The sequence below is a fragment of the Halopenitus sp. H-Gu1 genome, from assembly GCF_041821145.1.
In the GTDB taxonomy this organism is placed as follows: Archaea; Halobacteriota; Halobacteria; order Halobacteriales; family Haloferacaceae; genus Halopenitus.
This window is the reverse complement of record NZ_JBGUBC010000001.1, coordinates 111,876-130,220: the sequence shown is the minus strand read 5'-3', so window position 1 is coordinate 130,220 and position 18,345 is coordinate 111,876. Positions and strand designations below refer to the sequence as shown.

Annotated in this window: 19 protein-coding genes and 1 tRNA gene; 14 read left to right on the top strand and 6 right to left on the bottom strand. The window is 63.1% G+C overall.

All coding sequences use genetic code 11. From position 1 onward, the window contains the following. Window positions 1–176 precede the first annotated feature (176 nt). The 5 genes from tuf to ACERIT_RS00630 all read left to right on the top strand — a co-directional run bounded on the left by tuf (window position 177) and on the right by ACERIT_RS00630 (window position 3,070). Window positions 177–1,442: a translation elongation factor EF-1 subunit alpha gene (gene tuf, locus ACERIT_RS00650; RefSeq protein WP_373672863.1), complete on the top strand. Its 1,266-nt coding sequence runs from the start codon at window positions 177–179 to the stop codon at window positions 1,440–1,442. 3 nt (window positions 1,443–1,445) lie between these two features. Continuing rightward, on the top strand, window positions 1,446–1,754 hold the full coding sequence (gene rpsJ / locus ACERIT_RS00645; protein WP_021073576.1) for a 30S ribosomal protein S10: 309 nt from the start codon (window positions 1,446–1,448) through the stop codon (window positions 1,752–1,754). 153 nt (window positions 1,755–1,907) lie between these two features. After that, window positions 1,908–1,979 (top strand) — tRNA-Ala (locus ACERIT_RS00640). 291 nt (window positions 1,980–2,270) lie between these two features. Further along, a complete protein-coding gene (locus ACERIT_RS00635; RefSeq protein ID WP_373672862.1) occupies window positions 2,271–2,621 on the top strand; it encodes a nuclear transport factor 2 family protein in 351 nt (116 codons plus the stop codon). A 173-nt stretch (window positions 2,622–2,794) separates the two neighbouring features. Next, the gene (locus ACERIT_RS00630) at window positions 2,795–3,070 is read left to right on the top strand and encodes a hypothetical protein (protein WP_373672861.1); all 276 of its coding nucleotides are present in this window, start codon (window positions 2,795–2,797) and stop codon (window positions 3,068–3,070) included. 265 nt (window positions 3,071–3,335) lie between these two features. Here the strand turns inward: ACERIT_RS00630 and ACERIT_RS00625 are convergent, their stop codons facing one another. From ACERIT_RS00625 to ACERIT_RS00610, 4 genes are all read right to left on the bottom strand, one after another. After that, window positions 3,336–3,800, bottom strand: coding sequence for a type IV pilin (locus ACERIT_RS00625; protein ID WP_373672860.1), 465 nt, complete (start codon window positions 3,798–3,800; stop codon window positions 3,336–3,338). A 12-nt stretch (window positions 3,801–3,812) separates the two neighbouring features. Next, window positions 3,813–4,256 carry a type IV pilin gene (locus ACERIT_RS00620; RefSeq protein ID WP_373672859.1) on the bottom strand — a complete coding sequence of 148 codons (444 nt, stop codon included), beginning with the start codon at window positions 4,254–4,256 and terminating at the stop codon, window positions 3,813–3,815. A 454-nt stretch (window positions 4,257–4,710) separates the two neighbouring features. Beyond that, window positions 4,711–5,919 carry a pyridoxal phosphate-dependent aminotransferase gene (locus ACERIT_RS00615; RefSeq protein WP_373672858.1) on the bottom strand — a complete coding sequence of 403 codons (1,209 nt, stop codon included), beginning with the start codon at window positions 5,917–5,919 and terminating at the stop codon, window positions 4,711–4,713. Between the two features lie 63 nt (window positions 5,920–5,982). Continuing rightward, complete coding sequence (locus tag ACERIT_RS00610; protein ID WP_373672857.1) at window positions 5,983–6,468, bottom strand: DUF2062 domain-containing protein; 486 nt, start codon at window positions 6,466–6,468, stop codon at window positions 5,983–5,985. 260 nt (window positions 6,469–6,728) lie between these two features. On the opposite strand from ACERIT_RS00610, the gene ACERIT_RS00605 reads away from it, so the two are divergent. The 6 genes from ACERIT_RS00605 to ACERIT_RS00580 all read left to right on the top strand — a co-directional run bounded on the left by ACERIT_RS00605 (window position 6,729) and on the right by ACERIT_RS00580 (window position 11,884). Then, window positions 6,729–7,718, top strand: a complete 990-nt coding sequence (locus ACERIT_RS00605; RefSeq protein ID WP_373672856.1) for a zinc-binding alcohol dehydrogenase — start codon at window positions 6,729–6,731, stop codon at window positions 7,716–7,718. 113 nt (window positions 7,719–7,831) lie between these two features. After that, window positions 7,832–8,203 carry a hypothetical protein gene (locus ACERIT_RS00600; protein ID WP_373672855.1) on the top strand — a complete coding sequence of 124 codons (372 nt, stop codon included), beginning with the start codon at window positions 7,832–7,834 and terminating at the stop codon, window positions 8,201–8,203. A 3-nt stretch (window positions 8,204–8,206) separates the two neighbouring features. Continuing rightward, the gene (locus ACERIT_RS00595; protein ID WP_373672854.1) at window positions 8,207–9,025 is read left to right on the top strand and encodes a CDP-alcohol phosphatidyltransferase family protein; all 819 of its coding nucleotides are present in this window, start codon (window positions 8,207–8,209) and stop codon (window positions 9,023–9,025) included. A 119-nt stretch (window positions 9,026–9,144) separates the two neighbouring features. After that, entirely contained in the window at window positions 9,145–9,546 is a 402-nt protein-coding gene (locus ACERIT_RS00590) for a 6-pyruvoyl tetrahydropterin synthase family protein (protein ID WP_373672853.1), read from the top strand. Between the two features lie 39 nt (window positions 9,547–9,585). Next, window positions 9,586–10,869 (top strand): glycosyltransferase family 4 protein, encoded by a 1,284-nt coding sequence (locus ACERIT_RS00585; protein ID WP_373672852.1) that lies wholly within the window; start codon window positions 9,586–9,588, stop codon window positions 10,867–10,869. A 34-nt stretch (window positions 10,870–10,903) separates the two neighbouring features. Further along, a complete protein-coding gene (locus ACERIT_RS00580) occupies window positions 10,904–11,884 on the top strand; it encodes a class I SAM-dependent methyltransferase (protein ID WP_373672851.1) in 981 nt (326 codons plus the stop codon). Between the two features lie 32 nt (window positions 11,885–11,916). Here ACERIT_RS00580 and ACERIT_RS00575 read toward each other — a convergent pair whose 3' ends face one another. Both ACERIT_RS00575 and ACERIT_RS00570 read right to left on the bottom strand, forming a co-directional pair. Then, window positions 11,917–13,218 carry a ribonuclease catalytic domain-containing protein gene (locus ACERIT_RS00575; protein ID WP_373672850.1) on the bottom strand — a complete coding sequence of 434 codons (1,302 nt, stop codon included), beginning with the start codon at window positions 13,216–13,218 and terminating at the stop codon, window positions 11,917–11,919. Window positions 13,219–13,299: 81 nt separating this feature from the next. Then, window positions 13,300–13,686 carry a hypothetical protein gene (locus tag ACERIT_RS00570; RefSeq protein WP_373672849.1) on the bottom strand — a complete coding sequence of 129 codons (387 nt, stop codon included), beginning with the start codon at window positions 13,684–13,686 and terminating at the stop codon, window positions 13,300–13,302. 190 nt (window positions 13,687–13,876) lie between these two features. Here ACERIT_RS00570 and metG point away from each other — a divergent pair, with 190 nt between their 5' ends. From metG to ACERIT_RS00555, 3 genes are all read left to right on the top strand, one after another. Further along, window positions 13,877–16,066 carry a methionine--tRNA ligase gene (metG, locus tag ACERIT_RS00565; RefSeq protein WP_373672848.1) on the top strand — a complete coding sequence of 730 codons (2,190 nt, stop codon included), beginning with the start codon at window positions 13,877–13,879 and terminating at the stop codon, window positions 16,064–16,066. A gap of 127 nt (window positions 16,067–16,193) precedes the next feature. After that, entirely contained in the window at window positions 16,194–17,948 is a 1,755-nt protein-coding gene (pyk, locus tag ACERIT_RS00560) for a pyruvate kinase (protein ID WP_373672847.1), read from the top strand. Window positions 17,949–18,039: 91 nt separating this feature from the next. Continuing rightward, a complete protein-coding gene (locus ACERIT_RS00555) occupies window positions 18,040–18,273 on the top strand; it encodes a hypothetical protein (RefSeq protein WP_373672846.1) in 234 nt (77 codons plus the stop codon). Window positions 18,274–18,345: the final 72 nt, after the last annotated feature.

Below are 18,345 nucleotides of genomic sequence, written 5' to 3'. Positions count from 1 at the left end.
AGCATGTCCGATCGAATCAGATTCCGCTTGTGGTCGGGGTCGTGTTATCTCGACTCACGTGCCAATCCTGCACAAACCGCCGGACGGCATCCGGATGGGCTGTACTCCGTATCGAAACCGTTTTAGTGGAATCACCCGAAAACATCCTCACAGAGCGCCTTAGCGCGTGATTACCCATGAGTGACAAACCGCACCAGAATCTGGCCATTATCGGCCACGTCGACCACGGCAAGAGCACGCTCGTGGGCCGACTCCTCTATGAAACGGGGAGCGTCCCCGAGCACGTTATCGAGCAGCACCGCGAGGAAGCCGAAGAGAAGGGCAAAGGCGGCTTCGAGTTCGCCTACGTGATGGACAACCTCGCCGAGGAGCGCGAGCGTGGCGTCACGATCGACATCGCCCACCAGGAGTTCGACACCGACGAGTACTACTTCACTATCGTCGACTGTCCGGGCCACCGTGACTTCGTGAAGAACATGATCACGGGCGCCTCTCAGGCCGACAACGCCGTCCTCGTCGTCGCGGCTGACGACGGCGTCGCGCCCCAGACACGAGAGCACGTCTTCCTCGCCCGCACGCTGGGGATCAACGAGCTCATCATCGGCATCAACAAGATGGACCTCGTCGATTACGAGGAATCCTCCTACAACGACGTCGTCGAGGAGGTCAAAGAGCTCCTCAACCAGGTCCGCTTCGATACGGACGACACGACGTTCGTCCCCATCTCCGCCTTCGAGGGCGACAACATCGCCGAGGAGTCCGAGAACACTCCCTGGTACGATGGCCAGATCCTCCTCGCGGCCCTCAACGACCTGCCGGCTTCCGAACCGCCGACGGACGCGCCGCTTCGGCTCCCGATCCAGGACGTCTACACGATCTCCGGCATCGGGACCGTCCCGGTCGGACGTCTCGAGACCGGTGTCATGAACACCGGCGACAACGTCTCCTTCCAGCCGTCGGACGTCGGCGGCGAAGTGAAGACGATCGAGATGCACCACGAGGAAGTGCCGAAGGCCGAACCCGGCGACAACGTCGGATTCAACGTCCGCGGCATCGGCAAGGACGACATCCGTCGCGGCGACGTCTGTGGTCCGGCCGACGACCCGCCGACGGTCGCAGAGACCTTCCAGGCGCAGGTCGTCGTCATGCAGCACCCGAGCGTCATCACCGCTGGCTACACGCCGGTCTTCCACGCCCACACGGCACAGGTCGCGTGTACGATCGAGTCGATCGACCAGAAGATCGACCCGTCCACCGGTGAGATCGCCGAGGAGAACCCGGACTTCATCAAGTCCGGCGATGCCGCAGTCGTTACCGTTCGTCCGCAAAAGCCCCTCAGCATCGAGCCATCCGGCGAGATCCCGGAACTCGGCAGCTTCGCGATCCGCGACATGGGTCAGACCATCGCTGCCGGCAAGGTGCTCAGCGTCAACGAGCGATAATCGATGCAACAGGCACGCGTCCGTCTCGCCGGGACCCGTCCCGAGGACCTTGACGACATCTGTGACGACGTCCGCGAGATCGCTGACTCGACGGGAGTCTCCCTGTCGGGTCCGATCCCGCTGCCGACGAAGACGCTGGAAATTCCCTCCCGAAAGTCGCCCGACGGCGAAGGAACGGCGACGTGGGAACACTGGGAAATGCGCGTTCACAAGCGTCTGATCGACATCGACGCGGACGAGCGGGCGCTTCGCCAGCTCATGCGCATTCAGGTTCCGAACGACGTCAGCATCGAGATCGTACTCGAGGACTAAGCGCTAGGGCGCATTCGCGCCAGACTCTTCGCAGTTTTCTCCACTTTTTGATCCGCACCGGCAAGCGACGGCGTCACGCGCGAGTCTCGGTCACACACGACCTGACGAAAGGTAAGGTACAAATACGCCGGTCGATTCACACGATACGTAGGCGGGCTCGTAGATCAGTGGCAGATCGCTTCCTTCGCAAGGAAGAGGCCCGGGGTTCAAATCCCCGCGAGTCCACTCACTTCGTTCGTTCCCTCGCGTGGTCCCGTTCACCATGCTCACGAGACCCCCGCGAGTCCATCCTGAGACATCCCGGACGGAACGACTGCTTGGGGTCCTTTTCATGACGCGTCTCTGCGGAAATCACCGCCGACGAGAACGCCTAGTTTTGAGTTCAGTAGTTCTTCTATTAGAGAGTGAGAAAGAGAAGTGGGCCTTGCGACGCCGAATACCGGGCAAGTCGAACGGTACAATCTGGGTGTGAACAACTATATGACTACTCGTTGTAGGCTTCTCTTGGAGTGACCCATGAGCAACACCGATACCGTGCTTGACCATCATCTGGACGCGTTTGCCAATCAGGAACTCGAAGAGGTCATGATCGACTACACTGACGACTCGGTCGTCGTCACGAACTTGGGAGTCTTCCGCGGTCTCGACGAGATCGAGGGACTGTTCGCGGATCTATTCGACGAATTCTCCCAAGAGGAAACAACCATTGAAGTCGACGACACCATCGTCGAAGATGAGTTCGCCTATCTCCTGTGGCACGGCGAAACGCCGGACAACGTCTACGAATTCTGTACTGATACGTTTTACATTCCCGAGGAGACGATCGACTTCCAGAGTTTTGCCGGCAAAATCGAACCCCGCGATTGATCGAATATAGCAGATCATCGCGGGACCTGCCATCCCCTCTTTGTTGTGTATCCGGAGTGCTGACTGTGAAATATACACTTTGATTATACTAGTCGATCCATTCTCTCCTTGAGCTATGATCACATGCTGCTGCAATACTATATCTTTATAAAATCGAGTACTCTAGGCTACGTATGAGCTCATCATGTCAGGTGAGCAACGAAGAATCGCCACTCGTCACCTACTCGCTCGACGACGCCGAGCAGGTGAGTACGGCACTCATAGAGGCTTTCTCCATCGGAAGTGTCGACATCCACGGGAAGGAGAACACGCTTTATGACCAGATCAACGTCGACGCGATCGATGGATTCGACTGGAACACCGATCGTCATCTTCGGCTGTCCTTCCCCGTCTGGGATCATTATGCCGTAATCACGCCGGAGTCGATCGAAATCTACGCGACCTCGTGAACGCTTTTCACCGCCACCCTCGGGACTGAAAGACCGCGAACCGGGCGGCGGAGTCGCTGACCCGATCGAGGGGACAGTCTCGAACCTGGAGATCGGATCAAAACGCGTCTTCGATCGTGGGCTTCGTCTGTCGATTTCTCGGTAAGAATCGTCGATGTGCTACCGGCCCATCGGAAGTGTCTGATTGACCCTCACTCGATCGAGACGGTAGCACGAAGCTGTCGCTCGCAATCGGTAAAAAATGGGAAACTCGGTGGGTGTTCGACTATTCAGGCGCGGTATCTTTCGCGAGGGTGGCTGAAGAGTCTCCGGATTCAGACTCCCAGTTGACGCTCACGGTTTCACCTGACCACGTACCGCCATCGTACTCGAATGTTTCCGAAGATCCAGCAGAGATATCGCCAGCTGGCCACTCATTGCTCGAACCATCTGGGCCCGTAATCCCGGTACCGCTTGATTCGGTCACGGTGACCGTATTAGTATCGGCGTCGATCGTGTCGCCACCTGTGTGAGTGATGTCTACCGTTCCGGTATTTCCTGCGTTGAAATCGAAGTTGAAGCTCGCCGTCGGCTGATCATCTTGGAGATCGTCGCCGAGTCCAAGCACGAAGGTGCCGATCACGGCAGCGAGGATCACAGTAATGGCAACCATCAGTATAACGCCGATCACCGGCGAGACTGCTCGTTCCTCCGATTTGCCATCGTTCGTGAGCAGTTGTTTCAGATCCATTATATCAACCGATTATTCGGGTGCGGTGCTCGTTGCGAGCGTTGCAGATGAGTCTCCAGTGCTGGACTGCCAGTTGACATTAACGGTTTCACCAGACCAATTCCCCGATGTCAGAGTGAATTCTTTGGATGTGCCTGCAGAGATCTCAGCACTCCAGTCACTATTGTCAATATCGTTCCCCCCGGTCGTTGTCACAGTGACCGTGTCGCTCGTCCCATCGATCGTGTCACCACCGGTATGGGTGATCGTGACGTTAGCCGGAGTGGTGCTATTGTCGTACTCAAAGTCGAAGCTCGCCGTCGGCTGGTCATCCTGAAGGTCGTCGCCGAGACCGAGTACGAAGGTCCCGATCACCGCCGCCAAGATGACGGTGATTGCCACCATCAGTATTACTCCGATAACCGGAGAGACTGCACGATCGTCCGTGAACAGCTGCTTTAGGTCTGTGAGTTTCATGATCGTTTGGTATCACTCACAGGGGTTCGATCTGACTGGCCCCCCAGGCCAATACCACCCCTCTGACTGATTTCGTCCTGCATGTTTGCGCGGGGCGCATAAAAAACCCTTCTACTGATTATCATATATTATAATCTGATCATAATCATTATGTGACCGACCAGCGACCCTCGACTGAGGGAATTACCCCTCGATACCACCCTTTGAACACGTCCGAGTCGTGAGGCACCATTCCGACGTCCATCGGTTATCCGAGTCGCTTCGCCGCCGTTTAGAAGCCGGCTATCCGTTCTCAATGCGAGAATCCCGCCGTTCACGGGGAGCGTGGAGTCGATAACTGCGACCGGGTTAGGGAGGATCACAGGCCGACTACCTTCCGACTGCACCGCACCGTTCTCACGATCCGGATCGCGAACGATTCTCGATGAATCTCGAAATATGTTATCTGTATGTCCTATTCGGGCGTGCTCGGTTCCTCGAGTTCCGATCGGATCATCGACTCGAACCGATCGAGTCCGAGTTCGATCCGATCGATGTCGTTCGCGAAACTTATCCGCAGGTGTCCCTCGCCACCCTTTCCGAAGGCCGTCCCCGGCGCCGTCACGACCCCGTATTCTCGAAGGAGTCGTTTCGCGATCGCCATGCTCGATCCCTCGAGGGCACTCACGTCGATGAACACGTAGAACCCGCCCTCCGGTCGGCCGGCGGAGACGGCAGGGATCTCCGCGAGTCGTTCGAGAACGTATTCACGGCGTGACTGAAACGTCTCCTTCATCCGATCGATCGGTTCGTGGGGGCCCGTGAGCGCCGCGATCCCCGCGTACTGTGCGGGCGTGTTCACACACGAGGTGGTATATTCGTGGATCGTCGTCATCACCTCGATAACGTCCGCGGGGCCGGTAACCCACCCGACCCGCCACCCGGTCATCGCGTACGTCTTCGACAGGGAGTTGATCGACAACACCCACTCCTCGTGGTCGGTGATACGTTCGATCCGCGGCGGGATGTCCTCGTACGTCAACTCCCGGTAGACCTCGTCGGCGAGGACGTAGGCACCGTGTTCGGCGGCTGCCTCGACGATCCGCTCGATCCCCGCCTCCGGGATCACTCGCCCCGTCGGGTTCGATGGAGCGGTCAGCGAGACCGCCGCGGTGTCCGGGCCGATCGCCTCGAGTATCGCCTCGGTGTCGGGTTCAAAGTCGTTCTCTGCGGGCATCGGGACCTCGACGGGCACGGCACCGGCGAGTCGCGCCTGCTCGATCACGTTCGGCCAGGCCGGCGTGGGGACGACGACCTCATCGCCCGGGTCGGCGACCGCATGGATGGAGAGATGGAGCGCCTCGACGCCGCCGGTTGTGACGAGAACCTCGTTGTCGGGGTCGATCTCCCGTCCGCCCTCCGACGAGAGCTTCGTCGCGATCGCGGATCGAAGCTCGTGGATCCCGGCATTCGACGTGTATTTCGTTCGCCCGTTTCGCGCGGCCTCGGAGGCGGCCTCGACGATGTGCTCAGGCGTCTCGAAGTCCGGCTCACCGAGTTCGAGGTGGACGAGATCGCCGTCCTGTTGTTCGGCGAGATCGAACATCACACGGATCTGTTGCGGTTCGACGGCGTCGACGCGTTCCGAGAGTCGGTTCATCTCGGTGGGTGTGTTCTGGGTCATCTCGTTTGGTCGCTTGATGGTAATCCTGTCTTTTGTGTGTCCCGGCGGCGATCCGCGATCTGGCTATTTGCCGTCGAGATCGATCGGGAGCGCCTCCAGATCGGCCTCGCGCCGCCGGAACTCGACCACGAGCCGGATCGCGACGACGTAGGCGACGATGGCGAAGATCGTCGCCAACAGTAGATTTCCGACCCACAGCCGGATCAGAAGTTCCGAGCCTGTAACGGGCGTCACAGCGTCGATCGCTTCCTCGGGGACGGGCGCGAGCAGGCGGGTTCCAAGCCAGTAGCTCGTCCCGTAGACGCCCCACTTCACAGCCGGATTGAGAACGATTACCGATGCGAAAAGCGCGATCTTGCTCAGCTGTTTGAAAAGATACGCAAGCACGAGAAATACCGCCACGCCGACGCCGAGCGTCGGGAGCGCCGTGATGAACACGCCGAGGCTGAAGCTCACGGCGATCTCACGCGGCGTGTGGTCCTCGAGGAAGGCGGACTCGAGTTCTTCACGAACCCGGCTGTGGATTCGTGTCACCCGTGCTCGGATCATCACCCGTTGGTACTCCTGGAGAGAGCATCAATGCTTCGGCGTCCGCGGGGATCGAACCCCGATCGCAGGAACGCCACCGGCGACGGTGATGCCCACACCAATTATACCGTCGCGGTCCCATCTCCGTTCATGTTCATGACGCAGGTCGTGGGTCGGTTGTCGTCCCCCTCGTCTCGCTCGCGACGAGCGTCCGGAGGTCCCCGACCCCGGATTCGACCGGTCGGAGTCGACGTCGGGAACCGATCGTCGGACGCCAGACGATGACCGGCCGTGCCGTTTACTTCGTGGACGACCGCTCGATCGAGGTTCGCCCCGTCGACGTTCCATCGCCGGGCGCCGAAGAACTCCTCGTCGAGACCGATCTGTCCGCGATAAGTAGCGGCACCGAGCTGCTCGTCTACCGCGACGAGACGCCGGCAGTCCCCGTCGACGAGACCCTTGACGCCTTCGAGGGCGGCTTCGAGTATCCGATGCGGTACGGCTATGCGGCCGCGGGGACGGTGACGGACGTCGGGACGGCCCTCGATGATGGGTGGCTCGGCGAATCCGTCTTCGCGTTCCATCCCCACCAGAGTCGATTCACGATCTCGCCGACGGACGTCGTCGCGCTGCCGGAGGAGGTCTCTTCGGAGGCCGGCGCGCTACTGCCCTCGATGGAGACCGCCACGAACCTGGTGTTGGACGCACATCCGCGGGTCGGTGAGCGCGTCGTCGTCTTCGGCGCCGGCGTCATCGGGCTCTGTGTGATCCACGTGCTCGCGGGGTTCCCGCTGGAGCGACTCGTCGTCGTCGATCCGATCGACGCTCGCCGTGAAATCGCGTGTAAACTCGGTGCGGACGTGACGCGAACCCCGGAGGCACTCGTAACGAGGGACCTGGACGCGGATCTCGCGATCGAGGTGTCGGGACGGCCGGGAACGCTCGATGACGCGATCGACGCCGTGGGATACGATTCGCGGATCGTGGTTGGGTCCTGGTACGGCACCAAGCGGGCACCCATCGACCTCGGCGGTCGGTTCCACCGCGATCGGATCGAGGTGGTCTCGAGTCAGGTGAGCACGATCCATCCGGAACTTCGGGGACGGTGGGACAAATCCCGTCGGATCGATGTCGCACTCGACCGCCTCGAGCGGTTCGATCCGGAGACCGTCATCACCCACCGCATGCCGCTTGCGGAGGCGCCGACGGCCTACGATCTCCTCGACGGTCATCCTGATGAGGCGCTGCAGGTGCTTTTGACCTATCCCTGAGATCTCTCTGTGAAGGAGTGGGGGATCGTGAAACCGATTCACCGGACGATTCGAGGCGACTGCTTGTGAGCACGACCCAAGGATTATTCACGATCGTCGTCCGTAGAACTGCCATGGTTCAGGCGGCAGACCGGTTCGACCTCGACTCGTTGACGCCGCTTCATTGGTTCGGGATCGCGCTTGCGCTCTCGAGTGCGCTCGTCCATCTCGTGTTGGGCGTCGGTTTTCTGCCCCACCCGATGGGAGTTGCGTTCCTGCTGGCCACGGGCGGGTTCCTCGGAGCGATCTACCTGCTTGCAGTCGGCTATCGACGGCGCCTGCTGTATCTCACCGGTATCCCTTACGTCGGGGTGCAGATCGTGTTGTGGTACGCGTTCAATCGTCCTGCCGGCCTCGCGGACGTTCCGGCAGTCCACTTCCTCGATAAAATCGTCCAGGCCGCATTGATCGTCGTCCTCGTCGTTCTTTATCGGCGGGAGGCATGACCCGTGGCGCCGCGCGCGTTCGATATCACCGTCGGTGAGGACGCCGACGAGAGGACTTGCGAGGCCGTTCGGTCGCGTCGCTTTCATGCGATCGGCGCAACCCACGCCGCCCTCACGGCGGCGGGATCGCTCATCGTGATCTCTTCTCTCGGGATCGCCGGCGAGATGGGGCCCTCCCTGACCGCGTTTTTTGGCGGGATGGCGGTCACTCTCGTCGGTGCCGTGTTTCTCGGCCATCGCTTGCTCGTGTCCGTCCGATCGGCCGTCGGACCTCAATCCGCCACCCTCGCCACCCTGGTGACCGCGATCCGTGCGAGCGCGCTCGCGCCGCTTGCCGGGCTCGCGGTCGTGACCGTGTTCGTCGACCCGACGGCCGGTTCCGGGCGATGGATTCCCGCGATACTCTTCGGCGTCGTAGCCGGCCTCGATGCGGTCGACGGAGCCATTGCGCGGGCGACGGATTCGGTCACCGCGCTCGGCGCCCGCCTCGATACGGAGACTGACGCCCTCGGGATCCTCGTCGGATCCGTGCTCGTGGTTCGCTATGAGGCTGCCGTGGCCGCGTTTCTCGCGGTTGGCGGCGCACGCTATCTATTCGTCGCCGGAAAGCGCGCTCGCTCCCGTCGTGGACTCACGCTCCACGATCTCGCCGAGAGCCAGGTCCGCCGTGGGCTGGCAGGGGCGGCCATGGCCTCGATCTGGATCGCGCTTGTCCCCGTCATTGATCCCCGACTCGCGCGTGTCATCACGACCGTCGTGATGGTTCCATTCCTCATCCACTTCCTTCGTGATTGGCTCGTCGTCTCCGGCCGACTCGGGTGATCGGATCCGGTGATGGCCGATCGGTGCGTTCGAGTCCGCCGATGGCCGACTGAGACGATCGAGTCCGTCGATGACCGATCGGGATCCGGTTTTATGTACGACGATGACGTGGTGAACCTGTGTATACGGTGTCCCTCTCGCGTGAGTTCATCGCACAACACTACCTGATCGTTCCCGATCCTGGTCCGGAGGGAACGATCCACTCGCATCGCTACACGGTCGAGGCGACCTTCCGGGGTCCCGAACTCGGTGAGTACGGATATCTCGTGGACATCGACGCTCTTGCGGAGGCCCTGGACCGTGTCGTCTCCTCGCTTGCCGATCGAACACTCAACGACCTCGATGCCTTCGCGGGACTGAACCCGAGCGTCGAGCATCTCGCGCGGATCGTCGGCGACCGACTGCTCGCTCGGATCGCCCCCGAGACGGCGACCGAGCTGGTGGTTCGCGTCCGCGAGGACGACGTCGCCGACGTCACTCACCGTCGCTCGCTCGGATCGCCCGGGTCGCCGGAACCGTGATCGGATCGCGGGAAATCGGAGCAGGAGAATCACCAATCCATGGACGCACGTGCCAACGTCACACCAACCGAGCGTGACGCCTCGCCGGTCGACTGCGGCTCTTCGTCGACCGAGCGTGACGACTCGCTGTCGATCGGCCTCGTAGTCTATGAGGGTCTCGATCATCCTTCCGGTGGGTTTCGGTACGACCGGGAACTCGTTTCGCGCCTCCGCAAGCGCGGGGATACGGTCGAGGTCATCGAGCTCCCGTGGCGTCGGTACCCGACCGCCCTCGCGATGGCGTACTCGCCGGCAGTCCGTTCTCGACTCGATCGGGACGTCGACGTGCTCGTTGAAGACGGGCTCTGTCACCCAGTTCTGGGGCGGCACAACCGTCGGCTCGAGCGCCCGGACGCCGTGGTCGGACTCGTTCACCACCTTCGATCCGACGATCCAACCGAGCGATTTCGATCGCTCGTCCGTCCTTTCGAGCGTCGGTTTCTCGACTCGCTCGACGGCGCCATATACACGAGCAGGTTTACTGCGCGGCGCGCTCGCGCGTGCTGTCCCGATCTCCGGTCGCGTCCGTCCCTCGTTGCCCATCCCGCGGGCCGGGCGGAGGCCGCAGCGCTCTCCCCTGTGGCCGTCGCTGACCGCGCACGGTCGGAGCCGTTCCGCGTCGTCTACGTCGGGTCGGTGGTACCCCGCAAGGACGTGCGGACGCTTCTCGCTGCGCTCTCGCGGCTCGATGCCCCGCGGATCGATCCGGTCGACTCGGCCGGGACGGACGAGGACATCGACTGGAGACTGACCGTCGTCGGCGATCGCTCGGCGAACGCCGAATACGCCGCCGATGTCGCCTCCCGGGCCCGAGAGCTCGGGATCGACGATCGAGTCGAGTTCCTCGGCACCGTCCCGGATCGTGTCCTCGAAGACGTCCTCGAGTCTGCCCACGTCTGTTGTGTTCCCTCGCGCTATGAGGCGTTCGGCATGGCATATCTGGAGGCGATGGAACGCGGAGCCGTCCCGATCGCCGGATCCGTCGGCGGCGCGAGCGAGTTCCTCACGGATGGCACGAATGGCGTGCTGGTCGAACCGGCGGATCCGGCAGCGCTTGCTGATCACCTCTCGCGGCTCGCGACCGACCGGGATCTGCTCGCCCGCCTCGCAGGCGCCGCACTCGGGACGGCGGACCGACAGCCCGGGTGGGAGGCTACGGCTGCGGCGATTCGATCGTTCTGCCGTCGCCTGGCGGTCGCCGATCGCGGTCGATCCTCAGACGTGGAATCCGGATCGTTCGCCCCGAACGATGTCCAGATCGAGCCATGGAGTGATCCGTTGTGACTGCGGGAAGGGAGACGATGAGGGTGCTCGACCCGTGACGTCGCCGGTCGAATTCCTCTCGGCGAAACGCACCGTCGACGATCGGGCGATGAACCGGCGCGTTCGCGATCGATTTCTCGACGCGGTTGGCGAGCGGGCCGGCCGAACCGACGGTCCGATTCGTCTCCTCGAGATCGGTGCCGGGGTCGGTTCGATGATCTCCCGGATCGCAGCCTGGGAGGCGATCCCTGCCCCCGTGCGGTACCGGGCCGTCGACGTCGATCCGGATGCGGTCGCCGCCGCTCGGGATCACGTCCCTCACCGGCTCGCGGCCGCGGGCTACGAGGTCGATCGGCGGGACGGCCGGATCGTGGCGACCTCCCCGACCGATTCCGACGCGATCGGTTCCGACGTGGACGGCCGATCGCGCGAGCGTCTCGAGGTCTCTCTCGAGGTGGCAGACCTGTATGCGATCGATGACGAGGCTGATGTCGTCATCGCGGCCGCCCTTCTCGACGTCGTCGACCTCGAGCGGATCCTCCCGAAGATCCGGTCGCTGCTCGCCGCTGACGGACTCATGTATGCGCCGTGTACCTACAGTGGGTCCACTACCTTCGCACCCGCCCATCCTCTCGATGAGCGGATCGAGCGCCTCTATCACCGTCATATGGACGTGGTACGCGAGCAACCGGGGGGCAGTCGAGCCGGCCGGGATCTGCTTGCGGCCGCCCCTGCGTTCGACTACGAGGTGCTCGCCGCGGGGGGAGCCGACTGGGTCGTCCGGCCGGAGACGGAACCCGGAGCGGGAAACGGAAACGAGAGGCGAGATGGTTCCGAGGACGGACGGTATCCCGCCGCCGAGGCGACGTTCCTGCGTGGGCTTTTGTCGACGATCGAGGGTGCGCTCGCTGACTTCCCGGCGGATGTCCTCGATCCGGCGGCACGCGATCGGTGGCTCGAGACCAGGCGGACGCAGGTCGACCGCGGCGAGTGCGTTCTGATCGCTCACCACCTCGACGTGCTCGCACGAGCGTGATCGCGGGATTGTCCAGCGCCGTCGTTGCCCGCTCAGATGTCGTGGTCGGCTTCCTCGGGGTCCTCGACGACCTCGAGACCGCGGTTGTTGACCGCGTAGGGATCGATCCCGATCTCCTGGATAAACTGCTTGTAAAGCCGTTCTGCGGTTTCGCCGTCCTTCTGTTTGTCCGAGGCGCGATCGCAAAGCTTGATCAGGTTCTCGGGAATGTCGTTCGTATGGACGATCCAGTGGTTGATCAGGTCCGAGAGCCGGCGGATCGGCGAGGTAAAGTGACCGTAGATGTCGAAGTTGAGCGCGTGGTGGCCCCCGAATGGATCGTTCATGTACTTCGCGCGCGGCATCACCTTCAGGACGGCCCGCTGGATCTTATTGAGTTGCCGGTCGGGCGACTCCTCTAAGGCGGCGTTGACCGCCTTTCTGGGGTCGTCCCAGGAGGAGCCGGGGATCGACACGGACTCGAGTTCCTGGATCTCTCTGAGCGCATCGTTCCACTGATCGGGGGTCGGCTGCGGATGGACCCGATACATCGCCTCGACGCCGCGGTCCCACATCAGCGTGTGCGTCACCGCCTTGTTGGCCTTCAACATCGACTCCTCGATGATCGTGTGTGCTCGGTCGCGGCGGGGATTCAACACGAGCGAGCCATCCGCCTTGCGCTGTTCGTGCATCCGGTCGGCCAGTTCGAACGCGAGGACGTTCTCCTCGTGTAACGGGGCATCCTCGTCCTCCAGACGATCTTCACACTCCGAGTAGGTGAGCCGCTCGTCCGAATTGATGACGGATTTGTAGATATCGACGTCCTCGAAAGAGAGCGTCTCGTCGTCGATCTCCATTTCGACGGTGTGGGCGAGTCGGTCCTCGTTCGGGACCAGTGAACAGACCGTCTCCGCGAGGACCGGCGGCAGCATGTGGACCGTGTAGGCCGGCAGATAGACCGTGTTACTCCGCTGTATCGCCTCCTCCCACATCGACGTCTCCGGGTTCACGTAATGGGTGACGTCGGCGATGTGGACCCACAGCCGGTAGGCATCCTCCTCGCGTTCGATCGAGATCGCGTCGTCGAAGTCCTGGGCGTCGATCGGATCGGTCGTCCAGGTGGGCAAATCCCGCAGGTCCTCGCGGTCCTCGATGGCCTCCTCGATCTCGGTTTGAACGCCTTCGGTGCGTTTCTTGGCCTCCGTGAGTACCTCGGGGGGAAACTCGTCTTGGATCTCGAACTCCTCGAAGAGTTCCTCACGCTTCTCCGCCAACTGTTCCGCCACTGCCTCCGTGACCCGGACCGGTCCCTGGTCGTCGCCGGAATCCGACGTCGTTCGCGCATCGCTTGACATGTTTGGGATAACGCGTGTCGGATAGAAAGGCGTGTCGGGGTCGGCAGGCCGTCTTGGTCGCAGCGGCGACGGTCCTGGCGGTTATTTTTCGCGATCGCGGTCGAACTCCCCATCCGGGTCCGTCCGAGAGTCGAACTCCGGATCGGGATCGGATCCGGAGCGGTCGCCGTCCGCCGACGGGTCCGAACTCTCTCGTCCTGCCTCGACGGCCGACGTGTACCGTTCGAGGAACGTGGAGCGGTCCTGCCTGCCGGCGTCGATCGAGCAGAGAAGCGACTCCAAGCCCGCACGCGGCTGGTGACACAGATCGTCGTGACAGTCCCGACAGAGATGTTCGAACTCCTTGTTTCGACGATCCCACCGATCGCCCTCCTTGTCGTATTCGCGGGCCTCCGAGCGAAGAAGCGAGTCACCACAGGCGATACAGACCACCGTCTTTCGATCCCGGCGATTCCGGGGCGACCACATGATCGATCCCACGTCCCCCCAGTACTTAGGGATTCGTGCGCGGCTGCCGTCCGTCCGACGCCTGCCGGCTCTTCGACCGGCGGGGTCCGGACGATTCGTCCCCGGTTTATAAACCAGACGCGCAACGGATCGGCGGGCTTTAGGCCGGCATTCCCGGATACGCTCACGAGCGACGACGAGGAGACCATCCATGAGCCACGAAGACTTTCCCACAGACGATCCCGCGGTGGTGACCTGCGGGTTGCCCTACGCCAACGGCGACCTGCACGTCGGACACCTCCGCACCTACGTGGGCGGCGACGTGTACGCCCGCGCACTCGAACGACTCGGCCAGCGAACGGCGTTCGTCAGCGGCTCGGACATGCACGGGACGCCCGTCGCCGTCAACGCCGAACAGGAGGGCGTCTCCCCCGAGGAGTTCGCACTCAAGTGGCACGAACGGTACGCCGAGACGTTCCCGAAGTTCAACGTCGAGTTCGACAACTACGGCCACACCCACGACGAGACCAACGTCCAACTCACCCGCGATCTCGTCCGGGAACTCGACGACCGCGGCCACGTCTACGAGAAGACGATCATGGTCGCCTACGATCCCATCGACGACCAGTATCTCCCCGATCGATACGTCGAAGGAACCTGTCCCTACTGCGGGGCTCAGGCTCGTGGCGACGAGTGCGACGAGGGGTGTCAACGCCACCTCGAACCCGGCGAGATCGAGGAGCCGGTCTCCACCATCACCGGCAACCCTGCCGAATACCGCGAGCGCACCCACAAATTCTTCGAGGTCTCGGAGTTCGCCGACTACCTCTCCGAGTTCCTCGACCGGCTTGAGGGCACCTCAAATGCCCGGAACCAGCCGCGCGAGTGGATCGAACAGGGACTCCAGGACTGGTGTATCACTCGCGATATGGACTGGGGGATCGACTATCCCGACGATGATGCCGGGAGCGACGATGACGGAAGCGACGACGACGGGAGCGACGACGGTGGGGATGGAGACGGAAACGGGGACGATCTCGTCTTATACGTCTGGGTCGACGCGCCGATCGAGTACATCTCCGCCACGAAACAGTATACGGAGCGAGTCGGCGCGGACGTCTTCGACTGGGAGTCCGCCTGGCGGGACGACGCCGACCACGACGGCGGCCAGATCGTTCACGTGATCGGCCGCGACATCATCCAGCACCACACGATCTTCTGGCCGGCGATGTTGCACGCAAGCGGCCATACCGAGCCGCGTGCGGTGATGGCCTCGGGATTCGTCACTCTCGGTGGGAAGGGCTTTTCGACGAGCCGCGACCGCGCGGTCTGGGCCGACGAATACCTCGATGAGGGCTTTCACCCGGACTTGCTGCGCTACTACCTCGCGACGAACGGTGGTTTCCAGCAGGACGTCGACTTCTCGTGGGAGCGGTTCCGCGAGCGCGTGAACACCGAACTCGTGGGTACGATCGGCAACTTCCTCTACCGGTCGTTGCTGTTCGCCCACCGCAACTACGACGGAGCGCCGGCCACAGTCGACGCGCCAAGCGACGAGGTCGAAGCCCGGATCGACGAGGCAAAGGCAGCCGTCGCCGAGGCGGTCAACGACTATTCGATCCGCGATCTCGGCGACGCCGTTACCCATCTCGCGGGCTTCGGGAACGAGTACATCCAGCGCAATGAGCCGTGGTCGCTCGTCGACGAGGAGCCCGATGCGGCCGCCCAGGTCATCTACGACTGTGTACAGATCGCCAAGGCGATCGCCGTCCTCTTCGAGCCGATCGCCCCCGAGAAGTGCGAGCGGCTGTGGGCTCAACTCGGTGAGGACGGATCGGTCCACGAGACGACGCTCGACGACGCCGGCGCGCCGCCCGCGGGAGCGTTCGACGAGCCGGATGAACTCTTCGAGAAGATCCCCGAGGAGCGCGTTGAGGAACTGAACGCGAAACTCGAGGAGCGAGTGGCTGCGGCCACCGAGGGAGAGGCGAGTGCGGAATCCGACGACGAGGATGAGACAGCCGACCATGATGAGGAAGGCGCCGTTGCGGCCGATGACGTCGATCTCGAACCCGTCGCCGAGGATCGGATCGGATTCGAGGAGTTCGAGGATCTCGACCTCCGTGTCGGCCGAATCCTCTCGGCCGAGGGAATCGAGGGAGCGGACAAACTTGCGCGTCTCGAGGTCGACATCGGCGTCGAGACGCGTCAGATCGTCGCCGGGATCAAACAGCTACACGATCTCGACGCGATCGAGGGCAAAACCGTGATCGTTCTCGCGAACCTGGAGCGCGCAGAGCTGTTCGGCGTCGAGTCCAACGGGATGGTGCTTGCCGCCGGCGAGGAGGCCGACCTCCTCACGACCCACGGGGACGCGGAGCCAGGCGAGACGGTCCGGTAGCGGCTCGGATCGGTGCCGGGCAACTCAACCGAACCAATCAACTCGATCGACCTGATCGTTCCGACGCGAGCGGCTTCGCGGGTGGACGTTCAGGAGGCTTTTTCACGCGCCCCGACAACGGCGTCGTATGCGAAACGCGAAGATCGTCTGTACGCTGGGCCCGGCGTCGGACGACACGGACACGATCCGGGCGCTCTCGGATGCCGGCATGGCGGTCGCACGGCTCAACGCGAGCCACGGCACCACCGATCACCGACGAACGGTGATCGAGCGCGTGCGGGCGGTCGACGACGCCACGGACTCGCCGCTTGCCGTCATGGTCGATCTCCAGGGGCCGGAGGTCAGAACGGCTGAAACGGACGAGCCGGTCCACCTCGAAACCGGATCGCAGGTTCGGTTTCTGGAGGGCGAGACGGCGACGTCCGAGGCGGTCGGGCTCACCCACTCCATCGCCGCAGCCGGTCCCGGCGACACCGTGCTTCTCGATGACGGCCGGATCGAGGCCACCGTCGAGCGCGTCGAGAACGGGACCGTCATCGCGCGGATCGACTCCGGCGGCGAGTTGGCCTCACGGAAGGGCGTCAACCTCCCCGGCGTCGTGCTCGACGTCGATCTCATCACGCCAGGGGACGAACGCGAATTGCGCCTTGCCGCCGAGGAGCGAGCCGACTTCGTCGCTGCCTCGTTCGTTCGTGATGCGGCCGACGTCTACACGATCACCGACCGTCTCGAGGAGTACGGCGGGGACGATATCCCGGTCATCGCAAAGATCGAACGCGCCGGGGCGGTCGAGAATCTCGAGGGGATCATCGATGCCGCCGCCGGCGTGATGGTCGCCCGCGGTGACCTCGGCGTCGAGTGTCCCCTTGAGAACGTCCCGGTCATCCAAAAGCGGATCATCCGTATGTGCGTCGATGCAGGGGTGCCCGTGATCACCGCGACGGAGATGCTCGATTCGATGATCCGCTCGCGTCGCCCGACCAGAGCGGAAGCCTCCGACGTCGCGAACGCCGTCCTCGACGGCACCGACGCAGTGATGCTTTCGGGTGAGACCGCGATCGGCGACCATCCGGTTCGCGTCGTCGAGACGATGGACCGGATCGTTCGGGAGATCGAATCGAGCGAGGAGTACGCCGAGACCAGAGAACAGCGAGTTCCGACCGCCGACGAGGGATCCCGAACCGAGGCGATCGCCCGTTCGGCGCGGTATCTCGCCCGGGATGTGGGAGCGTCCGCGGTCGTCGCAGTCTCCGAATCCGGCTACACCGCCAGGAAGACGGCGATGTTCCGTCCCGGGGTGCCGGTCGTCGCGGCCACTCCCACGGACCGCGTGCGTCGCCAGCTCGCGATCTCGTGGGGTGTCCAGCCCAAGTACGCGGATTACGCTACCGACATCGAGCACGTCCTCGACAACGCCGTCGAGGCGGCGATCGACGCCGGCGCCGCGACCTCGGGCGACACGGTCGTCGTCCTGCTGGGGATGATGTCCGGACTGGAGGGCACGGACACGGCGAACACGTTGAAGGTTCACGTCGCCGCGGAGACGATCGCCACCGGCAAGTCCGTCGTGAGCGGTCGGACGACGGCTCCCATCGTGCGGCTTACCGACGGCGACCTCTCGTCGCTCAAGGAGACGTCGATCGTCGTCCTCTCGGAGGACTTCGACGGCGAGTTTACGGGCGATCTCTCGATGATCGGGGGGATCGTCGGAGCGCGTCCGGGTATGACCGGATATCCGGCGGTCATCGCACGCGAACTCGGCGTGCCGATGATATCCGGCGTCTCCTTCCCCTCGTGGATCGCTGATGGAGAGGTCGTGACGATGGATGGCGAACGCGGCGTCATCTACGAGGGCGACGTTCGACCGCACTCCCAACGGTAGTGACTCGTGTGGCTATCGCCGATCCGCCAGTGGAACACGTCTCGGTGTCGCACCCACCAGCCATTTATCGATCCGCGTCCAATACTGGACCATGACTCGGGGAGACCGCGGTCGGGGACACGCGCGGGCCGGCGAGGACGGAGACGACGATGACGAGGAGATGGAGTGGCAATTTGGCCTCGATGACGTCGGCCCGGACGGGCTCGTCGAGGAACCCAGTCCCGGCGGGGGGCCTATCGAACCCGAACCCATCGATCCGATCCACGCGACGTTCGTGACACTCGGCGTCATGCTCACGGTCGCCGTCGTCCTGACTGCGTTTTGAGTATTACGGGGGAGTATCCGTGCGGTCTGCGGGCTGAACGTCCCTTCGTGAAATCACTTAATCCCTTGGAGC